The organism is Coprobacter secundus subsp. similis, from assembly GCF_015097275.1.
In the GTDB taxonomy this organism is placed as follows: Bacteria; Bacteroidota; Bacteroidia; order Bacteroidales; family Coprobacteraceae; genus Coprobacter; species Coprobacter secundus.
Window position 1 is genome coordinate 3,561,246 of sequence record NZ_AP023322.1, and the last position, 21,292, is coordinate 3,582,537.

17 protein-coding genes are annotated in these 21,292 nt (G+C 31.9%); 4 read left to right on the forward strand and 13 right to left on the reverse strand.

Annotation, left to right across the window (positions count from 1 at the left end; translation table 11 throughout):
* The first annotated feature begins 27 nt into the window (after window positions 1-27).
* From Cop2CBH44_RS14075 to Cop2CBH44_RS14090, 4 genes are all read left to right on the forward strand, one after another.
* Complete coding sequence (locus Cop2CBH44_RS14075; RefSeq protein WP_055097726.1) at window positions 28-1,113, forward strand: family 43 glycosylhydrolase; 1,086 nt, start codon at window positions 28-30, stop codon at window positions 1,111-1,113.
* A 96-nt stretch (window positions 1,114-1,209) separates the two neighbouring features.
* A complete protein-coding gene (locus Cop2CBH44_RS14080) occupies window positions 1,210-3,027 on the forward strand; it encodes a T9SS type A sorting domain-containing protein (RefSeq protein WP_200755060.1) in 1,818 nt (605 codons plus the stop codon).
* A gap of 4 nt (window positions 3,028-3,031) precedes the next feature.
* Entirely contained in the window at window positions 3,032-4,057 is a 1,026-nt protein-coding gene (locus Cop2CBH44_RS14085; protein ID WP_021931797.1) for a glycoside hydrolase family 43 protein, read from the forward strand.
* Between the two features lie 87 nt (window positions 4,058-4,144).
* Entirely contained in the window at window positions 4,145-6,127 is a 1,983-nt protein-coding gene (locus Cop2CBH44_RS14090; protein ID WP_420838999.1) for a hypothetical protein, read from the forward strand.
* Window positions 6,128-6,204: 77 nt separating this feature from the next.
* On the opposite strand, the gene Cop2CBH44_RS14095 is transcribed toward Cop2CBH44_RS14090, so the two are convergent.
* From Cop2CBH44_RS14095 to Cop2CBH44_RS14155, 13 genes are all read right to left on the reverse strand, one after another.
* Window positions 6,205-7,668: a capsule assembly Wzi family protein gene (locus Cop2CBH44_RS14095; RefSeq protein WP_200755062.1), complete on the reverse strand. Its 1,464-nt coding sequence runs from the start codon at window positions 7,666-7,668 to the stop codon at window positions 6,205-6,207.
* Window positions 7,669-7,672: 4 nt separating this feature from the next.
* The gene (locus Cop2CBH44_RS14100) at window positions 7,673-8,077 is read right to left on the reverse strand and encodes a lipocalin-like domain-containing protein (protein ID WP_021931794.1); all 405 of its coding nucleotides are present in this window, start codon (window positions 8,075-8,077) and stop codon (window positions 7,673-7,675) included.
* Window positions 8,078-8,195: 118 nt separating this feature from the next.
* Window positions 8,196-9,284 (reverse strand): glycosyltransferase family 4 protein, encoded by a 1,089-nt coding sequence (locus Cop2CBH44_RS14105; RefSeq protein WP_021931793.1) that lies wholly within the window; start codon window positions 9,282-9,284, stop codon window positions 8,196-8,198.
* 147 nt (window positions 9,285-9,431) lie between these two features.
* Window positions 9,432-10,475, reverse strand: coding sequence for a glycosyltransferase (locus tag Cop2CBH44_RS14110; protein ID WP_200755063.1), 1,044 nt, complete (start codon window positions 10,473-10,475; stop codon window positions 9,432-9,434).
* 38 nt (window positions 10,476-10,513) lie between these two features.
* Entirely contained in the window at window positions 10,514-11,581 is a 1,068-nt protein-coding gene (locus tag Cop2CBH44_RS14115; protein WP_044228514.1) for a radical SAM protein, read from the reverse strand.
* A gap of 593 nt (window positions 11,582-12,174) precedes the next feature.
* Window positions 12,175-13,779, reverse strand: a complete 1,605-nt coding sequence (locus Cop2CBH44_RS14120) for a hypothetical protein (protein ID WP_200755064.1) — start codon at window positions 13,777-13,779, stop codon at window positions 12,175-12,177.
* Between the two features lie 131 nt (window positions 13,780-13,910).
* On the reverse strand, window positions 13,911-14,699 hold the full coding sequence (locus tag Cop2CBH44_RS14125) for a glycosyltransferase family 32 protein (RefSeq protein ID WP_200755065.1): 789 nt from the start codon (window positions 14,697-14,699) through the stop codon (window positions 13,911-13,913).
* A gap of 14 nt (window positions 14,700-14,713) precedes the next feature.
* Window positions 14,714-15,931, reverse strand: a complete 1,218-nt coding sequence (locus tag Cop2CBH44_RS14130) for a glycosyltransferase family 4 protein (protein WP_200755066.1) — start codon at window positions 15,929-15,931, stop codon at window positions 14,714-14,716.
* Window positions 15,932-15,961: 30 nt separating this feature from the next.
* Window positions 15,962-16,753, reverse strand: a complete 792-nt coding sequence (locus tag Cop2CBH44_RS14135; RefSeq protein WP_021931787.1) for a glycosyltransferase family 2 protein — start codon at window positions 16,751-16,753, stop codon at window positions 15,962-15,964.
* A complete protein-coding gene (locus Cop2CBH44_RS16615) occupies window positions 16,750-17,367 on the reverse strand; it encodes an acyltransferase (protein WP_200755067.1) in 618 nt (205 codons plus the stop codon). The genes Cop2CBH44_RS14135 and Cop2CBH44_RS16615 overlap by 4 nt, the downstream gene beginning before the upstream one ends.
* A 29-nt stretch (window positions 17,368-17,396) precedes the next feature.
* Complete coding sequence (locus Cop2CBH44_RS14145; protein ID WP_021931785.1) at window positions 17,397-18,662, reverse strand: glycosyltransferase family 4 protein; 1,266 nt, start codon at window positions 18,660-18,662, stop codon at window positions 17,397-17,399.
* A gap of 10 nt (window positions 18,663-18,672) precedes the next feature.
* On the reverse strand, window positions 18,673-19,395 hold the full coding sequence (locus Cop2CBH44_RS14150; protein WP_200755068.1) for a hypothetical protein: 723 nt from the start codon (window positions 19,393-19,395) through the stop codon (window positions 18,673-18,675).
* 509 nt (window positions 19,396-19,904) lie between these two features.
* Window positions 19,905-21,215 carry an MATE family efflux transporter gene (locus Cop2CBH44_RS14155; protein ID WP_200755069.1) on the reverse strand — a complete coding sequence of 437 codons (1,311 nt, stop codon included), beginning with the start codon at window positions 21,213-21,215 and terminating at the stop codon, window positions 19,905-19,907.
* Window positions 21,216-21,292: the final 77 nt, after the last annotated feature.

Below are 21,292 nucleotides of genomic sequence, written 5' to 3' on the forward strand. Positions count from 1 at the left end.
GGCATGTTGATTAAAAGAATATAGAATATGAAAAAAATAATATTGAGCATGGCTGCAGGAATACTTATTTTACTTGGTACTTTTATTATTTCCTGCAAAGAAGATAAAGAGGTATTGGTTTGGAATGAGCCTCCTACGTCAGCAGATACGCTGTACCAGAATCCACTTTTTGAACCCGATTTAGCAGACCCTACAATTGTGCGAGGTTCAGATGGCTGGTTTTATGCGTATGGAACAGAAAATCAATGGTCAACCGGAATTAATAGGCTCGTCCCGATTTTAAGATCTAAAAATCTTGTGAAATGGGAATATGCGGCCGATGCATTTACAACAAGGCCGACATGGAAAAATGATGGTGGTATATGGGCTCCTTGTGTTATCCATTATGATTATGATGGTAAATATTATATGTTTTATAGCTTTTCTACCTGGGGAGATTCTAATCCGGGTATAGGGGTGGCTGTATCAGATTTGCCCTATGGTCCATTTCAAGATCAGGGAAAATTGTTTGACTCTCAAAGTATAGGAGTAGCGAATAGTATTGACCCTTTTTTCTTGGAGCTTAAAGTAGGCCGTTATTTAAAGAGATATTTGTTTTGGGGAAGTTTCCAAGGTATATATGGAATCGAATTAACACAGGATTTAAAATCTACCACTGGAGAAAAATTTAAGATTGCAGGAAATGCATTTGAGGCTAGTTATATTTATCCAAAAGATGGAAAATTTTATTTCTTTGGTTCGTGCGGTTCTTGTTGTGATGGGGCAGATAGTCAGTATCATGTAACTATTGCTGTTGCTGATGACATAAAAGGCCCTTATTTGACCAAAGATGGTAAATCGATTCTTAATGATGGACAGGAAGGTTCACCTTTCCTTAAAGGTGATGGCCGAGTAAAATGGGTTGGTCCAGGTCATAATGCAGAAATTATTACTGATGATAAAGGCCATGATTATTTTTTGTACCATGCTGTTGATGTTGCAAATCCGTTGTTACCTGGGGGAGCAACACGCAGGCCACTGATGATGGATGAAATTCATTGGGTAGATGGGTGGCCTACGATTACTAATGGAGTTCCGAGTACTACTCGGCAGCGTGCGCCATATTTTGAGTAAGAATTTTCTTTTATAGGATACTAGATAGAGTCATACTGGTATCCTATATTAAATGTTTTATATATAAATTTTTTATGACTTTTAAATTTAATGTGTATGAAAAAGATTACATTTTTAATGGCTACAGCATTTGTGCTGTTGTCGGGTAAAGCTCAGGCTCAATTTGCAGAAATTAGTTCGGATTTAGATCCTCAGACTGGAGATATTGTCGCTGCAGATATTAACAATGATGGACTATTGGACATAGTTTTTAGTGGTCGTACAGAGAATGTTGTAAAGGGAGGGGTTTTTATCAATAGAGGTAATGGGGTATATGAAGCTCAGAGCGGGATGGATTTCTTAAATGTAGGACATTTTGCACGTTTCCAATTTGGAGATATAGATGGAGATGGAGACCTTGATATTATTTTTAATGGGAATGGGGGTGATGGTATTCCTGCATCTAATGGTATTGCTTTAAATGATGGGAATGGTGTATTTACATTGGCTCCTGTAGATAAATATCCTGTTCCGGAGGTAGCTCTTACCATTTCATGTGGTTTTGCAGACTTAAATAATGATGGGTTATTAGATTATTATTTTTCTGGGAATACGAAACCAGAAGGTTCACCCAGTATTCTTGTTTATTATCAACAAGCTGATGGGTCGTTTAATGTAAATGAAAATTTATTTAAAGATGCTCATTTTACGGATCCGGATGTAACGGTTATGGATTTTAATAACGATGGGTATTTGGATTTGTTTGTTAATGGATGGGATGAAGTAGGAGGTAGTCGCTATTCATCAACATGGAAGAATGACGGATTTGGAGAATTTGTTGTTTATCCACAACCTAATATTATTCGTAAAGGATATGGTTCTGCTGTTTGGGGTGATGTCGACGGAGACGGATATTTGGATTTGTTGTTAAATGGTGATGGAGGTGCAGATGGAGAAAGTTCAAATAATATTGTTCGGTTATATAAAAATGAGAATGGAACAATGGTGGCAAAACAGACATTTGAGCCTTTCCGTCAAAACAGTGTAGGAGGGGGAAACTGTTTCGTTGATTGGGATAATGACGGTAAGTTGGATATCATTGTAGGTGGTTGGAATGAAACGGATGCCAGACAGGCAACGTACTTATATAAAACGAATGATCCGGCAAGTTTTACATTTACTAAAGATGAAACTGTAAGCAATGAAATCCCAGGTATATCTGAGCAATCTTATGATATTGCAGATTTGAATAATGATGGAAAACCGGATCTTTTGATGATGGGATTTTGTGGGACAAATGGATATAATAAGAATATTTGCGGTATTTACACCAATACAACAGCTGTATCTGGCTCGAAACCTGAGGTTCCGGCTAATTTAAATGCTGAAGTTGAAGGTTCAGGAGAGATGCGTATGGTTACCCTATCTTGGAATGCAGCAAATGGTGCCGAAACTTACAATGTAGCATTGAGAAATAAAACTACTGGTAAGTGGTTGTATTATCCAAAAGCTGTTTTTGATGGGGAAAATAACGGTTTTCGTCAAGTCTCGGAACAAGGTAATGTGTTTACGAATAAACGATGGGAATTATATGAATTGCCCGATGGAATTTATGAGTGGAGTGTGCAAGCGATAAATTATAACCGTGTGGGAGGAGCTTTTGCTAAATTTCAGACATTTACATTAGGAACGCCCCAATCGATAGAATCTTTATCTGTTGCTGAACAAGTAAAGGTTGTGGCTGTTGGGTCTGAACTGCGAGTAGAAAGTCCTGCAGGTATTTTATCTCATATTAATGTTTATAATACGAGTGGTGTATTAGTTTCTTCTGCTAATGATGTGGATATGTTTACAACGACTTTGACTAAAGGTATATATATCGTTGAGACTGTAGATGGAAGAAGTACACATACGAGTAAAGTAGCTATATATTAAAAATATGGTTAGACTGCTTATTTTGTTAGGTATCAATATTTTTATAATGACCGGATGCAAAACGTCTGGTCATTATAAAAATCCTGTTATATTTTCGGGGGCAGATCCTTGGATAATAAAACAAAATGGATTTTACTATTATTGTTGTAGTATGAATAATGGTATAGGTATATCCAAGTCCAAAAATCTACATCAGATAAATCCTCCAAAGCAAATATGGAAAGCCCCGGAAGGAAATAAATGGAATTCGAGTTGTATTTGGGCTCCGGAACTTCATTACCTTAACAATAAATGGTATATTTATTATGCGGGAGGATATGGTGGACCTCCATTTATACACCAACGAACAGGTGTTCTTGAGTCTATGACGGATGATCCGATGGGTGAATATGTGGATAAGGGTATGATATTTACAGGAGATAATCCAACGGATTTGGAAAATAATATATGGGCAATAGATATGACCGTATTTTATTATAATAAAGTATTGTATGCTGTTTGGTCTGGTTGGGATAAGAATGAAAAGACAGATAAGACATCTCAGAATCTCTATATTGCACGTATGGATAACCCGTGGACAATCAGTTCAAGTAGAGTAAAAATTAGTTCTCCAGATAAGTATTATGAACAAGGTGAACTCCCTCTAAATGAAGGGCCGGAGGTTTTGATTCATAATGGGGATGTGTTTATTATCTACTCTTGTGGACAATCGTGGCTTGATACATATAAATTAGCGTATTTGAAATTGAAAAAAGATGGAGATCCTTTGTTACAGGAAAGTTGGGTTAAGGGAAAGTCTCCGATTTTTGAAGGTACCGAGGATGTATATGGGGTAGGTCATGCTTGTTTTACAACATCACCGGATGGCAAAGAAAATTATATTCTTTACCACTCTAAAAAAGATAAAGTTCCAGGATGGGATAGGGATATACGATTACAAAAATTTACTTTTGATAAAAAAGGGATGCCTTACTTTGGAAAACCGGAACCTTTAAATAAAGTATTGGCACTGCCTTCTGGCACGAAATAATTGAGTTGAAAGATAAATTCTTTTTTTGATAATAAAATGAGCATTATGCTGAAGAAGTTTATTTTAGGGTGTTTATTTTTGAGTATTATGCCTGTTTGGGGTACTACTCTTGTTCCACAACAGATGAATGCACAGATTTCTCTTAAAATGCCGGGTAATCAATCCATTAGTTATCCGTTGACGTTTTTAGAGAGAAACAATGGTGTTTATGAGCTGGATTCGTCAGAAAAGTTACCTGTAGCTATTATACAGAAAGTCATTTCAGAAAATGGGAAAAGTTCTATTGAAGTACAAATAAATGCGTCAGAGAAAGTTTGGTTTAACTTTTCTGAAAGAATACAATCTACATTCCGGCACAATGATTGTCTATTTTATATGCCAGGATTTTGGTATCGAAAAAATTTGAGGTCACCTAAAGAGGCTCCCTCTTTTCATACATCAGATAGTTGGACTGTGAGAGAGGATAGGTTGAGTGCTCCTTTAACGGGAATTTTCAATGAAAAAGATGGAGAATATATATCAGTTTTGCGTTTGGATAAATTGAATGGTGATGCTTTGACGACTCATGATACTGGAGAAGTCATTTTGTCAGGTAAAAGTTCAATTGGAGCTACAGGATTTGTAAATGAGGATGGTATTTCCTCTCTCAGTGTCTCTTTTCCCTATTGGGAAACTCCTCGTTCTTATATACGTAAATTAACTCTTGCTTCGGAGGCAAAGGCTTTTTATAAGCTTGATAAGGGGGAGAGCATTACATTAAAGTGGGAAGTGAAAAATGGTAAAGCAGAAGATTATTCTACATTTGTTCGAAATATGTGGGAATATTGCTATGATACTATGGAGCCACAACCAGTTAAAACTGCTTATACAGTAGAGTATATGAAGAATATACTTAGTAAGTATTTTGTTGAAAGCTATGTTGGAAATTATTCGTTAAAGTACAATTCTGGTGTTCATTTGAATATAAATGATTGCTGCCCAAATGGAATATCTGAAATAGGTTTTGTAGGGCGTGTGTTATTGAATGCTTTTAATTCTCTTGAATATGGAGAACAGATAGGTCGGCCAGAGTTGGTTAGTAATGGTAAGAGAATATTTGATAGTTATCTTCAGAATGGTTTTACCACAACCGGTTTTTTTCGTGAATTCGTTAATTTTGAAGATAATACGGAAGAGCAAAATTTAAGTATCCGTCGGCAAAGTGAGGGTATTTTTGCAACTCTATATTATTTAGAGTATGAACGTAATGCTGGCCGAATACATCCGGACTGGGAGAAAAGGGTAAAAAATATTTTGAAATTGATACTTGAAGTTCAAAAAGAAAATGGTAGTTTCCCACGAAAGTTTAGAGACAATCAAGTAATTGTTGATAATAGTGGGGGAAGTACACCATCGGCAGTGTTGCCGTTAGTTATGGCATATACCTATTTTAAAGATAAGGATTATTTGAATGCTGCTAAAAAAGCTGCTTCTTATCTTGAAAATGAGATAATTTCTAAAGCCGATTATTTTTCATCGACATTGGATGCTAATTGCGAAGATAAGGAGGCATCATTATATGCGGCGACAGCAACATATTATTTGGCTTTAGTGACAAAGGGAAAAGAGAAAAAACATTATGCAGAATTGACACGTCAAGCTGCTTATTTTGCCCTTTCTTGGTATTATCTTTGGGATGTACCTTTTGCCGAAGGACAGATGTTGGGAGATCTTTCTTTCAAGAGTCGAGGCTGGGGTAATGTATCGGTCGAAAATAATCATATAGATGTATTTATATTTGACTTTGTTGATGTTTTAAGATGGCTGTCAGAACAGTATAATGAGCCACGTTTCTCATCTTTTGCTGAAGTAATTTCGACTTCAATGAGACAACTTGTTCCATACAGTGGGCATCTATGTGGAATTGCCCGTGAGGGATATTATCCAGAGGTGGTACAGCATACTCATTGGGATTATGGGAAAAATGGAAAAGGCTTTTATAATGATATTTTTGCACCAGGCTGGACAGTTGCCTCTCTTTGGGAATTGTTCACCCCAGGGCGTGCAGAAAAATTTTTATTAAAAGATTGAGAGAAATAAAAATGAGGGAGAAGACATTGAATTCTCCCTCATTTTTGTTGAAAATGTTAAAACGGTTGTTTCTCCAGTTATTGTTTTTTTTGAAATAAAATTCCTTCTTTCCGTATCCCGATTTGTATTCCCCAGTTGTTCCCGAAAAGAGACCCTTTATCAAAAGCTCCGGCCAAATTGAAATTCCAACCTTTTAATTTCTTTGGCTGATAATCAAAATCAATTAAAGTTGAGAATTCATGTGCAATATGAGTAAATGGTACAAATGGAGTGCCCCAACCTCGTTGATGCCCAGCTAAAACTCTGTATTTCAGTTCGGGGATTACATAACCATTAAAGCCAACGTGAAAAGCTCTTACCCTTGAACTTTTAAATCCTAGATAGCCGTCGGTATTGTATCCTGGAGATGTTATGAATGGGTTGCCTATCGTATGGCCTTGATGTGTCCACCCATTATAGCATACATGGCCATAGTAATAATCTCCTCCACTGACTTGGATAGGAATTTCATCTGTTTTATCCCATAAAAATGGTCCACTCTGATTCGTAGAGTTCATTACTTCAAAAACAAATCCGGTTATTGGCCATTGGTGGTGTGTTGAAAATTCAAGCCCCCATAATCCATCAAACTTATTTTTGAAAATCATGCCAGAGTGGTCGTCAAAGAAATGTTCATAATATATCTTGGATCTCCAGTCTTTTTGTTTGTATCCGAATTCCATTAAGTAAGATCCTAAGTGGTTACCTACAATATTTACTTGATCTATGCCTGGATCGTTTGCACCTCCAGACATTGGAATGAATACTTGTAAAAATGCTTTTAAATCAGAACGGAATTTTATAATGGGTTCCCCTGGATAATTATATGTTGTACCTCCAAATTGAGCCGCCATATCAATACCGATAATTCCATAGAAAGGTTTATCTTTCTCGAATTTGAGCATTAAATATTTTCTGTGATATAATAATTTGTTTGTATACATGGAGTTATCATGGCGATGTTTATCTTGATATTTTTTCTCAAAAAATGCACCATAACTTATTTCACCTTTTATTTGCACCCACTCATTTGTTAAAGGTATGTTGACAAAACGAGGTATTCCAATTGAGATTTGAGGGATGGGACGACTATTGCCAGACCAAATCATACTTCCACTGCTTAGTTGATCGTTTTGTATGAGATTTCCAGTTTCTTTGGTTCCTATTGAAAGCCCGAGACAGCGATATTTTAAGTCACCGTATATTTGCTGTAAGTATATTGGCGAGTCATTATTATATGCACCGATAATATCGAGACCGAAGCCATAAGAAAATCGTTGATTAATATCTATGTCTTTATGTATTCCGGCACGTAAATATCCATTGTTAGGATTAAAAGATACTTGTCCATGTTGGTTATTCATTAGGTAGAAAGGAGTATAATTACCGTTTCCGGAAATAATATTGGTCTCAATGTTGTATGTTAATGGAAACTGTCCGAATATTAATTGTGGTATAATAGTAGATATAATGATAAATGTGAGAATTCTTATTGTATTCATTTTGTCAGAATTTTCTAAAATGGTAAATAGTATCGTTACAAGATAATATTAATTTAGAGGCATTTAATTCATTGATTTTATATTTTTTGGAAAGAGTATGCCATCCGTATATTGGATATGAACTTAAATTGTTTAAATCATCGATTTGTTTTAGATTTATAAATAGGGAGTCATTATTTATATTATAAGTCCCCCATGAATTTATAGAATAGTTTTCTTTTTGTATAACAGTTTGAATCTTAAATACATTTAGATGGAAATTAAAAAAAGAAGAATCACTTCTTTCTTCTTTATCCAAGTATGTTACTTGCCTCAATTGCCATTTTCCTATAATTTGAGATTCTGTATCTTTACTGCAACCAGAGAATAGAAGATTCAAAAAAAATAAGCCTATTAAAAACCGTTTCATTTTTAGGATGATATTTTATGATATAAGATTGACGACAAAGGTAAGAATAAATATAATATAAAATATGAAATTAACAATATTGATAGGATTTAATAAATTGATTTATAGTTTTATATGTTTATAATATTTTTTTGTAAACAGAGTTTGTCTGTTTTGCAATATTTCTCCATTGATATGATGATAAATTATATTCTCTGTTAAAGTTGATATTTTTCAGTTTCAATTTTATTTTTTTAGACAATTCTTCTTGAGATCCGGGAATAAAAAAATCATTAGGATTTAACTCCGGTAATCGGTTGGCAGGAATATCACTCACAAGGACATCTAAATTGTAACTCATGGCTTCTAATAAAGTGATTGGCAATCCTTCGTGGTAAGAAGGTAAAATGAATAATGAAGCATGAGAAAAGATTTCATTCAGTTTATCTCCTTTTATGAATCCGGTTAGGATAATATTTTTATCTTTAGCTAATCTTTTTAAGTTGATGGAATATTCAGTCTGATGATCTGCATCTCCAGCTATAACTAATTTATATTCAGATTGATTTAATTTAGAAAATGCGTTGATTAGGAGATCAAATCCTTTTTCTTCGACAAAACGTCCCATAGCCAAGATATATTTTTGGGGCTCTAAATTGAGAAATTGCAAATAATTTATGGTCTGTGTTTTGGTCGGAATATTTACCCCATTGAAAATCAAATGTGCATCTTGCCGGTGATATTTGTCTATAATGATTTGATTGATTACGTCCGAGATAACAATTACTTCATTTGCATATTTTATACCCCATTTTTCTCCCAGTTTTAAAATATATTTTGCTAATTTCCCCCATTTCTGTCTATCATAATCAGGCCCATGATGGGTCATTACGACTTTTAATCCTAAGATGCGGGCAAAAGGAACCATAATGGACGGTCCTATGGCATGTATGTGTATGATGTCGGCTTTTATATATTTTGCATATAAAACGGCGAGAAATGTATGTATAATGGCTTCTAAACTTTTTTTTCGAGGTGCATAGATGTCTTTAATTTTAACATTTTTGTAATTATCTATATTATTATTAGGGGTAACGTAACAGGAACGACGTATTATAGTAACATTGTGCCCCATTGTCGCAATTAGAGGATAAAGTTCTTCACAATGGGTTTCTACTCCACCTAATATATTAGGAATTCCTCTTGTTCCTGTTACAATGATTTTCATAGATTATTATTTTACCTATTTTTTATTCAAATTATCTTTTGAAGCTTTTTTATACATATTACTTTTGGCAAGAGCCAGTATTATACGTACTCAAAAAAGTTCCTTGGTAAATTTAATATTAATTATTTATATATCAACTACGTTGACTTAAAAGGATTTAACTAATATGCTGGAATTTAGAAGTACTGAGCCTATATTTTTCCCTAACATCGATGTAGAATATTTAGTTTCATATTCATTATACCCGTTGGTTGCTAATTTTTCATATAAACATTTGTCATTATATATCTTTTCTAAAGCATCCAACAGTTCATCTTTATTTTTTTCTATTATTAGACCATTGTAATTGTTAATAATGTAATCGTCCGTTAAACCACTGGATTTTGTAACGATTAAAGGTTTTTTAAATTGCATAGCATATAATAGTACAGTTTGTCCGGATGCTATATTCGGGTCTTCAATTGATATGATTACACAGTAACAGTTTTGAAAATATTGAAATAGTTTAAGTCCATGTATATCATTGTATATTTCTATATTATTTAAAATTTTGTATTGTAGTTCATCGCAGGCTATTTTTAATTTGTATTCTGTATTTTTTAGATTTTTGATTAAAAAATCCCAGTCCCGATTGCTTCTGCCAGTGGAGAATATGAATTTTTCTTTCGAAGATTCGTCTGTATAAACTTTTGATTTATAGTCTGGTATTCCCCATGGAACAAACGCAAATTTGTTGATATTTACATTAAAAAGGTCACTGTATATAAATCTTTCTTTATTAGTTGTACATATAAGAATGTCAATGTACTTACTTGTTATAATATATTTAATGAATTGGTGATATATTTTCCCGATAATACCTTTTTTCCTTTTGTATATAAATGTCATTATCAGTAATGATTGCTTCTTTTTTATATGAAAAAGTCTACAATAAAATGCATAAATTAATCCGTAAAATTGTTGCCAGGTAACAATGTTGTCGATTTTTTTTCTGTTAAGGAATACACGTAAAGGGAAAATAAAATATTTAAAATAACGAATTATGTTTATGTATTTGTGAGTTCGACCTTCATTGCTGATGCAATCTATTAAATGCCATTCTATTTGAGTTGATTCCGATAATGCTTTACAGAAATTTTTTCCTTCATCGGGATTTGTATCTATCAATATAATATTTTTATCTAATTTCATAATATATAGCTAATAGTAGAAATTCTATTCTTATCGGATTAAATATTGGAATTTAAATTGCCCTGTTCGGGGTCTTGCCCTACATTATACCATTTTTTATCTATACAAATAGGTTTGTTATTTAGTGAGTTCCACTTGTTTTTTAATACCCATTTTAATGGATGTTGGATGTATTTTTTCATTACGGGGGAAGCTGTACCTACCATCCAACAGTTTTTAGGGCACTTTCGTACTAAATTTCGTACTTTTTCGGCTTGAGGACTTTCCCATATTTCCATAAATGATGTTACATTCCGTATGTTTCCCATACTTTCCTCCCAGTATTTTTTTTCTAATCCATTACACGGATATACTTCTCCATATGGATCAATAAAAAAATTGATAAGTCCAGCTTCACAAGGTAACATGCGTCTATTGCCTTCTATGTAGTTTATAAGTCCCATATTGAAAAAAGCTCTAAACCAGGATTTAGGATGATTTTCTTTCATTTGCATTTCAATTAGTTTTGTAAAGTTGGAACAAACAGTTTCTTTATTTGTAATAATATTGTCTGTTTTATGGAAATAGTAAGAATTATGAAATGCTGCTGTTGCGAATTCCATTCCGAGGGATTTGGATAAACGATATAGGGAAAGCATATCTTCTGAATTATTATTAGATACCGTACAACCGAATCCTATATCCTTTACACCCATTTCTTTTAACATAAGCAAAGTTCTTAGTCCCTTGTCAAAACCTCCTTGCCTTCCCCTTAATTCATCATTTTTACAGGATAGCCCTTCGATGCTTATTCGAATTCCGATTTTAGGGAATTTTTTGGCTAAAGTGATTACTCTGTCTTCGAACCAGCCAGATGTTGATATTACGACTCGAGGCGATTTGGAAAAGGCAATTTCGACGATTTTATCTAAGTCTTCTCTTATAAATGGTTCGCCACCGGTAATATTAATGAATTTTACTTTAGGAAGAATCTTAAGCTCTTCTGGAGTTATTTCTTTACTTTTTTCTGTAGGGTTATTCCATATGTCGCACATTTTGCATTGCATTGGGCAACGATATGTTGTAATAATACTTATATCTGTAGGTGCAGCTATTTTTTTATTCATTAGTCTTGAAATTTTTAGATATAAAGTTATAAATCTTTTTTGAATATTTTTTCTGTAAAAAATAGATTTAGATTCTCGAATGTATTTTTAACAAATCTGATTCTCATAAGAGCTGTGGCATCAGACTTCGGCAGTTTATTATATATTCCTGAATATGTAATAGTTGAGTATGATAGGAACAATTGGTATATTAGAGGAGATGGAACCGTCATAATTATATAATATAAAAAGGATATTTTTCTTTTTTAGGTTGGAGAGAAAAAAGATAGAAAATTTTCTTGGTGTTATGAGGATTGTATAAAAAATGAAAGAGACCGTATCAAAATGAAGTGTATCCCAAAAGTTAAACACAAAACTTTTGGGGTGCACTTCAAAATAGAGAAAATGGGGTAGCCTTACTTATTTTAATCTGTGAGTTGGATTGTGAAAATTCTTTATTTTAGCTTTTTTTGACAAGAAAGGAAAAATAAGGAGATTTTCTTTAGAGAGGTTTCAATCTATAAATTTTTCATTTCTGAAATTCTATTTTGAGATAGTCTCTTTTATAAGAAATATGTTTTCGTATGTTTGAGATTTTATATTATTCAATGAACTTAGAATAGGTCTGAGTCAATACTTATTCCAGGACCGTTTATTTGCGGTTGAAAGTCGGATGCATCGATTCTACTGCCGAAAGTTTTTAGAGTTATCGTTTTGTCAGGTATTTCATTAGCAATAATATCCCAAGTACCTTCTCTTGCAAAAGTGCAATTGTCAAAGGTAATATTAGTATGCTTAAAATCTTTGACCTCTGAGTTTTTTATAAAATCAATAGCATAGCATTTTAGATATGAATTTCTAATGTATAGCGAGTTGATGGGGGTTCTACAAGAAATGAACCTCCATGTTTCTTGGCTTTTTATTGTAATGTTTTCAAACCTAAGATTATTTTGAATTGGAATTTCTGCTCCGGGATAATAAGAACGGCTCCAATTATCATTATCAAAATGTAAACTAAATACAGCCAGCCTTTTTGTTTCGATAGCTAGGTTTTTAAAACAAACGTTACGTACGCCTGCTGTGTATGTTATATCATCTTGTATCATTAACCAGTTTATACCGTCAATTTGTTTTAGTCCAAATAGATGATTTGGTGGAGTTTGTGATGTATATATTTTTCCATCTGGTTCTGCAATTACTCGATACATTCTATTGTTGTGTATTATAATGTCAGACTTTTGTAATTTTATGCCAGGGTACCAATCCACGAAGCCTCCAGCTAGAATACGACAAAAATAACCTATTGGATTTTCGGATAGGTCAATACAGTTTTCTACAATACCGTCTTCGATCCAGCCTACTTGAGGGTTAGAAACATCATAATCTTGTGCATTGAGAGCGATAGGGTCATCGAATGTATTAAATGTATAATTTTGGATAATGAATTTTTTACCTCTCCCCAAATGAATAGCATCTTTTTTCCCTTTAATATGACCTCTATTCAAAGTAATATTATCGAATGTACATATATGAATTGCAAATATAGATGTACCTATATCTAAACATTCAAAATTTTCAATTATTAGATTTTTTATATAGAAGAATGATAAGTGTCCGTTTAACCCTTGTATATAATTTTCACCATGTCCATCAAGTCCGTTTATTATTAATTTTAATCCTTTGATGGTAATGTTTTGATCATATGTTTTTGTTGTAGCTCCTTTGTTAATGAAGGTGTATCCGAAACTATTACCTTTATTTTTTACTTTTTTTATATAAACACCATCTTTGAAATAGAGTTTGTTATTTGATTTTAAAATGATAGTCGTGTCTATTTCATATATCCCTGGGTAATTAACTTCTACTACATCATTGTCATTAAGTGCTTTTTGAAGAGAAATAGCATTTTCTTCAGGATTTGCATTTGGTAAAAAGCCGTAGTCTGCAGCGTTACAATTAGATATTGAATTTACGGTTTCTTGGGAGGCTATATCTCCTTTTTCACAAGAATAAAAACAAAGAATTATCAGTGGAATATTTACCAAATTTTTTCTTATGGAAAATGAGGTGGATAGCTGAGTTCCCAAGAATTTTCTTATATTTTTATATAAAAAATAATTCTTTAGTTCATTCTTTTTATTAAAATTTAATGAAGGTTGAAGTTTATCTATTGTTGACTGTGTTTCGAAGAATATATATGATTTTATAAATTTTAACATCTTAAAATAGCAATTATGTGTGAATTAAACTATGTTTATTATATATAATAGCATCTATCATATTAAATAGATGCTTTAGAAAAGATAGAAGACAAATGTAGGTTTGTGCAGCTTTATTCAGAAAACCCTATTTAGGGTTTTCTGAATAAAGCTGCTATTTTTTTTATTTTGAAATAAATGATCCCCCAGTTTTTTTCATTGAAAAGAATTACTCCTATTTTTCTGATAATTGATAAATACTTGTTTTCTTTCCCTTTTTCATCTCTCCAACTTCCTTTATACATGTGTATTGCACAAGTTTTTTTTCGAATATCACCTTTGTCGTGTGAAAAAATGTATGGAGGATATAAAGTCATAATATTATCTTTTAAATATAGAGGGGTGTCGGTAAAAATATATTTTTTAAATCCATATTTTTTTTCTGCAATATTGGCTATAATGTGGCAAATTATGGATTGGTCATAAGTCCCATTTTCAAGGATGAAATTTCTGTTAGAGTAATATTCCATGCATTCTTTGATAAATAAATTTCCTTTTTCCGCTCCAAGAATGGCCGATTCAATCCAATAGTCATTTTCTTTTTTGCCATAAAAATAAGACTCGATAGAAGTAAATGCCGAATTGTGTAGAAATTTGTCGAATTTTTGGAAAACAAGGACATCAGAGTCGAGATATATTCCTCCATAATGGTATAAAGCATATAATCGGATGTAGTCTGCAGCAAAAGCCCATTTTTTCACATTGTATGCTTCTTCTACAAATTTTACAGAATGAATATCGAATCGTTTTGTATCCCAGCACCAGATTTCATAGTCAGGCATTACTTTTTTCCAGGAAGAGATACATTTCTGGATGAAAGCAGGTTTTTCCTCTCCGCTTAACCAGCAATAGTGAATTATTTTAGGTATTTTGTTGGGCATATATTCTGTGATTATTAGCTATTTTTATTTTTTTCTAATATTAATGATTTATATAGACTTATTAGTTCTGAGAAGTATTTATTATCGTTAAATTCGGAGGCTTTTAGTCTTGCTTCATTTGCCATTTTAAAATAAGATGTATTGTCTATAGTCATGGCGTATTGGATTGTATCTGTCAAGTTAAGGACATTTCCGGCTTCAAATAGAAATCCATTTTTTTTATTATCGATTAGTTCTGATAACCCCCCTATATCAGAAGAAATAACCGGTGTCCCTAATTTGAAAGATTCTATGACAATAAGTCCAAATGTTTCGTACCATTCAGAAGGTACGATTGTATAAGCAGCTTGACTGATTAAATCAGCAAGTTCTTTACCTTCTTTGTATCCGCAGAAAGTGATATTTGAATAGTTATCTTTTTTTTCTAAGTAATCGCCTGTACCTACAATTTTTAACTTGTACTGAGGTAAATTGGACATTGCATTGATAAGGGTTTCTATTCCTTTTTCTTGGGATAGTCTGCCGAAAAATAGAAGATAATTCCCTTTTATAGATTTGGTTGATTCTAAATGTTTTATTGGATTATAGATTTGGATGAATTTTGATTTCCAATCTGGACGAAACTTTAGATATATGTTCTGTTCAAAGTTGCTGACACATATAAATTTATCTATATATTTTTGGATTGGTAGCAAATATGTTCGTAAATACATATCGATAGCAAGAAAAAGACTTTCTATGAAATTCCCTTTTGAACATTTGTATTTTGCACACTTCCAATACTCTTTTTGTATACATTTTTTACATAAATGTTTATTTTTGTCCATTAGTAAACTATTGGGACATATTAGTCTGTAATCATGAAGTGTCAAAACTACAGGAATATTGTATTTTTTTAGAAGGGGTAAAATTGATATAGAAAAGCTATTGAACATCAGATGGATATGGGCAACATCAGGCTTTTCTTCAATAATTAATTTTTTTAATTTCCGCTTTGCTTCTGTGTTGTAGAAAAAGCGTATTATGTATTTAAATTTTTTGAGAAATTTTAATTGAGATAATTCCGGAAAATTTATGAAATATTGGTTTCTTCCTTGATTATTTTTATTGGAATTTACGGCTAAAGGTATTACCTCTATCCCATTTTTTTTTAAAATATTGAGAGTGGAAAAAAATACAGATTCACTTCCTCCCTTAGGATAAAAATATTTATTTATTAATAATACCTTCATTTTTACTAAATTATATGGTTATAATAAATGTTATTTGAAATTTAATTTCCTCATTAATTTGAAAAGAAAATATGAAATAGTATTTTTTATATAGTTGAAAGATAAATGTTTATATCTATGTAAAATAATGTAGTCTGGATAGAAATATGGAAAATAAGTTTTTAGGACATCGGTTTTTTCTTTTTGGATTATAAGATTTGCATCTGAAGCGCCACTCATTCCATATGTGTCGAATACACTTATATCAATGGGTAAAGCTTGGTAACTTTTATGATGTAATACTAATGCAAGAAAAATGAATTTCCAATCGGATGTGATTTTTAAATTCTCATCATAACCTCCTAGTTCTTTCAATACAGAAAGTTTTGTAAATGTTGCTTGATGCCATATTGTACTTCTGAAAAAATGATAAACGGTCAATGGTGTTGGAATTTGTTCTGCTCTTTTTATTCCTGACTTATATAACATCAATTGATTTCCGATAATAAAATCTGTATCGGAAGATTTTGTTGCAACTTGTTGTAAGACATTCTTATCTGCAAAATAGTCTCCAGAATTAAGGAATAATACGTACTTACCTTTTGCTACATTCATCCCTTTGTTCATTGCATGGTATACGCCATTGTCTTTTTCTGATATCCAATAGGTAATTTTATTTTTAAATTGGTTGATTATTTCTACACTGGAATCTTTTGATGCACCATCTATTATGATATATTCAAAATTGTTAAATGTTTGTTCTACGACACTTTTTATCGTTTTATAAAGTCCGTTAGCATTGTCTTTATTGATTGTAATAATTGAGAAAAAAATTTCATTCATAAATCTAATTTTTTTATAATTTTACATGGATTTCCCGCCGCAATTACATTGCAAGGTATTTCCCCGGCAACAACGCTACCTGCTCCAATGATAGTATTATCTCCTATTTTACTCCCCTTGAGAATGATGGATCTGGTCCCGATAAATACATTTTTTCCAATTATTGTTGGTGTAGATATCGCCTTTTCAATGCCACAATGTCTATAATCTATTTCTAAAGAGTGCCAGTCAGTATCTGTTATTATAGAATTACCACCGATTAGCGTTTTGTCTCCTATAATGATAGATTGAGCTGCTCCAATGTTAACGCCTGTCATACCAACGTTATCCCCGATTATAATTTCAGAATTTTGTGTAAGAGTAGCTATTCGACAACGTTGTAGTACACCGATTGAATTTGAATTGAAGCTTGAATAAAATTGACAATTATTTCCAATGGAGATTTTTGAATTAGGCAATCGTTCAAAGTAAGTTATTCCTTTGAATATATTCTTTTTACCGATGTTTATGCCTTTTAGCCTGCAGATAATGTAAGTTATGCGAGTAGAAATAAAACACCCGGTTTTTTGCCTTAATAGAAACCAGAGAATAAATAAATACCCTTTAGGATCCATTTTCAATTTCCGTATACTAGTGTATATTTTCATTTCTTTTCGTCTAAGATTTGTGAATAAATATCTATTAAAACCTGTTTGATACTTTCTTTATTATGCCGTTTTTCTGCAGTTTCAATTGCATTTTTAGATAGTTCTTGCGCCAATTGAGGTTTTCTGATTATTTTGCATATATGAGCTGCAAGATTATAAGGATCGTTAGGGGTAACTAAAATACCGTTTTTTTTATGTTGAATCAGAGTTGAAGTTCCACCCACATTAGTGGCAATGATAGGAAGTCCCAAAATTTGTGCTTCACAAATACTATTTGAACTATTTTCAATATATGCAGGATGTACATATATATTACTGTTTAATAATAGTTCTATGAGTTTTGTTTGGGATAATATACCTTCAAAAGATATTTGAGAATGTTTTAAATCTTTGGGGGGCTGAAAGTACAATGTTTGCTCTGAATTTGTTTGTATTCCACATATATGCCAAATTATATTAATATCTGAGAATTTATCCAATAGTTTTATTGTATTGAAGACCAGATCTAAACCTTTATATGGACTGTCTGATATTGTTGAGGTAATATGGAATATGGGTGACGTCCATGGATTATTCCATTTAGGAGATGTATAAAAAGAATCTCGTAAGATTTCATTTACGTGAAAATATCTTGCATTTGGGGCTAAAAAAGTGGAGATATTTTTATCCCAATCGGTTCTACCCAGTATATTCTTCAAATGAGGAAAAACTTTACTCTCTCTCTCTGCCATAAAATCAAATATCGATTTGAAATGGTGAAAAGTTTTGCCTTTAATAAAAGAAAGAGGATTGGAAAACAGCGGTTTGTATAGATTTATTTTACTTAAAAATGGAGGAAGAAAGGAGTAGTTATATGCCACCGTTAAGCCTTGTATATGAACAACATGCGGGATGTTGATATGCTCTATAAGGGAGATGCCATGCCATTCCGTACCAAAAAAATGTATTATATCCGGTTTTTCTTTATTGATTATATTGAGAATATTAATAATATCTTCGTCATATTCATATTTTTTCTTGATATTGTTTATCAACAAAGTTATTTTAGATGTTCTGGATATTTTAGTGCGTACAGGAAAATAACTAATATTTTCAATTTTTTGAGGAAGTAAGTTTTGATTTGTTAAAAAACAAATACTGAGATGAATGTTTGATACTTGCTTTAGGGTAGATATGAATCCATCTATCCAGCCTCCACCGTTGTATTTATTTTTTTGGTGAAATTCTTGAGGTATAATGGGTGATAGACAAAAGATATGCATATTAATTATTTTATTGCGAAATAAGTAATTCCCTTATTTCTTCATTAGACATTTTTCTTATATCCTTGTTATAGCAAATGGAAACGCACATCCAGACCATTATATATTTAGGGTCAAATACAGGAAGTCCAAACGGTAACAAATCAATTAGATAAACAGCTATTATAGATGCTGCTATTTTTGAGAATGTATTATTTGACGATTTATATCCCTTAAAGATGGCCGGGATGAAAATAGCTAGTAATAATATTAAATTTATGAGACCGCCTTTTAGTATTATTTGTAAATACCCACATTCGATAAATCCCCTTTCGTCATAAGTATCATCTAGAATTTCTCCGTCAATTCCTGGTGCAAAATATGTTCCATATATTCCTTTTCCTATTATAAAATCTTGGTTTGTCATATCTGAAAAGAAATAAAGAAAAACTTCTTCTCTATTATTATCAGCAACACGGTTTGTTATTAAGGAAAAAGTGTTATCTTTTTGATATTGGAAATATAACCAGCCTAAAGGAATTGATAGTATGATTGTTAATATAACGATTAATTTTTTTTCGATATTGGGGATTCTCTGTTTTGAGAGGAAATAGCTGGAAAGGCCGATTATCCCATACAATCCGAATGTAAGCATGAGGTTACGTCGGGCAGCAATTGTTACTAATAGAAATGTTGTAAATGTTATAATTAAAGAATATATATTTTTTTTTAGTGAGAAATCTTGGTTATTCATAAACATGAAAGCTGCTCCTATGGCAAAAATTTCACAGAAATATTGAATATAGGTATTGATATGATATTGGAAAGGTATTGGGAAAATAATTAAAAGTATAAAAAATACTATATTTGAAAATTTTGTGAATTTGAGAAATGCGATAATATGGGCTTTAATTGGAAGAAAAACGAATAATGGAACGACAAATGAAAATGCTAGTAAAGGGTGAAAATATCCGAAGATTGTAGTGGAATCTAATTGAAAATCTTTGATTGCGACATATAAATGCCAAATAAATAATAGGCATGATGTATAGAATAAATAATGACTTGTAATGTTTTTCCGTTTTAGAAGTCTGAATAAAGAATAGATAATTAGGACTATTCCACTGTATTGAAAAAGCCTTCGTAAAAAAGGAATTTCGTATACAACAGATGCACTTATAAGCATATAGATGGAATATAGGGTGATCCCTACCCATAGAATAGACGTATATTTTTTTTCATTGAAGGAGTCGTATCTTGTATTTAGGATTTCCATATATTTTTGACGTTTGCTTTACTTATTATTTTATAATATTGTAAAGGGGCTAAAATTATTCCATTGAAATTTGCGATAATTGATGCTATTAGTACTGAATAGATGCCCCAGTGTAGGACTCGGCACATTAGAATTGTCGTTAGTAAAAATATAAAAGGGGATATTAAACTGCTAATAAATTGTATTTTTAATGCTCCTATACCGTTTACGAAGTAAACGAAAATTGCACCGAGCATCGTTGTGCAATAATAAATATAAGTCCATACAGATACACTGTTCGGGATGTCGATTTTATTTTTTCCAAGCCACAGTTGGTATGCATATTCAGAGAAGATAAGCATAAGACCTCCTAATAGAATTAAGCCAAGTGCTATATGGCAATATCTTCGAATTGCATTTTTTATCCAATTAAAGTCATTCTTGTAATAAGCATCAGTAACTGCAGACCAAAAAGGTTGTAGCATAATCATAAATGTCATATAAATGACTCCGAAGTATTTATATGAAATATTATAGATTGTAACATCTTCCATAGAATAAAATCGTGCGATAATTATATTGGATGTTTGAAATTGTATTATAGCAGCAATTTGTATAATAAAAAATTTGATTCCAAGTCCTAATAAATCTTTTGTATAGGACAGGTCTACCGAGTGGACTGAAGGTCGAAGATTTTTATATGGTTTAGTGAATATATATATTGTGCTAATTATGAGTACTATAATAGGAGGAATACATAGGGCTAATCCCAATATGAATAAACTTCCTTCTAAAATCCAATTTTTTAATAAAAATATGGCAAATAAAGATAATGTTTGTCCAATTAAGTCTATTAGAGATGATATGGCTGGTTGTTGTCGTGCTAGTAATATAAAATTTATTATTTTTAAAACGAATGTTATGCAAAAATGACATACAACAAGTATTAAGGTAAGCTGTACATCACTTTCTAATGATATATCTATATTTAAGAGTTTTACCAGATTTAAGTGTGGAATAGATAGGATAGAAATAAACATTAATACAATAAAGATGCAAGAAAGTATGGCATAAGTGGTACTTATATATTTTTTTGCAAGAACTATATTATTGGAAGCAAGGGCTTCTGCTAGTTTATTTCTTAATCCATTTGTAAATCCTATATCGAAGAAACTAAACCATGCAACTATAGAACTTATTGTTAACCAAATGCCATACTGCATTGGGTTTACAAAATCAATAGTCATTGGAACAAGTATGAGACTTATTCCGATACTTAATATTTTAATAAAAAAAGAATATATTACATTTTTTTTCAAATTAGAACTTCTTTTATCTCCTTTGATGAAGAATAAAAATATGTCGGTCTTATTTGATAAATGCATGTTAGGATAAT

Bases quoted from the DNA above. Each gene is read 5' to 3' on its own strand.
- Cop2CBH44_RS14075 (WP_055097726.1), top strand. From the start codon at position 28: ATGAAAAAAATAATATTGAGCATGGCTGCAGGAATACTTATTTTACTT.
- Cop2CBH44_RS14080 (WP_200755060.1), top strand. From the start codon at position 1,210: ATGAAAAAGATTACATTTTTAATGGCTACAGCATTTGTGCTGTTGTCG.
- Cop2CBH44_RS14085 (WP_021931797.1), top strand. From the start codon at position 3,032: ATGGTTAGACTGCTTATTTTGTTAGGTATCAATATTTTTATAATGACC.
- Cop2CBH44_RS14090 (WP_420838999.1), top strand. From the start codon at position 4,145: ATGCCTGTTTGGGGTACTACTCTTGTTCCACAACAGATGAATGCACAG.
- Cop2CBH44_RS14095 (WP_200755062.1), bottom strand. From the start codon at position 7,668: ATGAATACAATAAGAATTCTCACATTTATCATTATATCTACTATTATA.
- Cop2CBH44_RS14100 (WP_021931794.1), bottom strand. From the start codon at position 8,077: ATGAAACGGTTTTTAATAGGCTTATTTTTTTTGAATCTTCTATTCTCT.
- Cop2CBH44_RS14105 (WP_021931793.1), bottom strand. From the start codon at position 9,284: ATGAAAATCATTGTAACAGGAACAAGAGGAATTCCTAATATATTAGGT.
- Cop2CBH44_RS14110 (WP_200755063.1), bottom strand. From the start codon at position 10,475: ATGAAATTAGATAAAAATATTATATTGATAGATACAAATCCCGATGAA.
- Cop2CBH44_RS14115 (WP_044228514.1), bottom strand. From the start codon at position 11,581: ATGAATAAAAAAATAGCTGCACCTACAGATATAAGTATTATTACAACA.
- Cop2CBH44_RS14120 (WP_200755064.1), bottom strand. From the start codon at position 13,779: ATGTTAAAATTTATAAAATCATATATATTCTTCGAAACACAGTCAACA.
- Cop2CBH44_RS14125 (WP_200755065.1), bottom strand. From the start codon at position 14,699: ATGCCCAACAAAATACCTAAAATAATTCACTATTGCTGGTTAAGCGGA.
- Cop2CBH44_RS14130 (WP_200755066.1), bottom strand. From the start codon at position 15,931: ATGAAGGTATTATTAATAAATAAATATTTTTATCCTAAGGGAGGAAGT.
- Cop2CBH44_RS14135 (WP_021931787.1), bottom strand. From the start codon at position 16,753: ATGAATGAAATTTTTTTCTCAATTATTACAATCAATAAAGACAATGCT.
- Cop2CBH44_RS16615 (WP_200755067.1), bottom strand. From the start codon at position 17,367: ATGGATCCTAAAGGGTATTTATTTATTCTCTGGTTTCTATTAAGGCAA.
- Cop2CBH44_RS14145 (WP_021931785.1), bottom strand. From the start codon at position 18,662: ATGCATATCTTTTGTCTATCACCCATTATACCTCAAGAATTTCACCAA.
- Cop2CBH44_RS14150 (WP_200755068.1), bottom strand. From the start codon at position 19,395: ATGAATAACCAAGATTTCTCACTAAAAAAAAATATATATTCTTTAATT.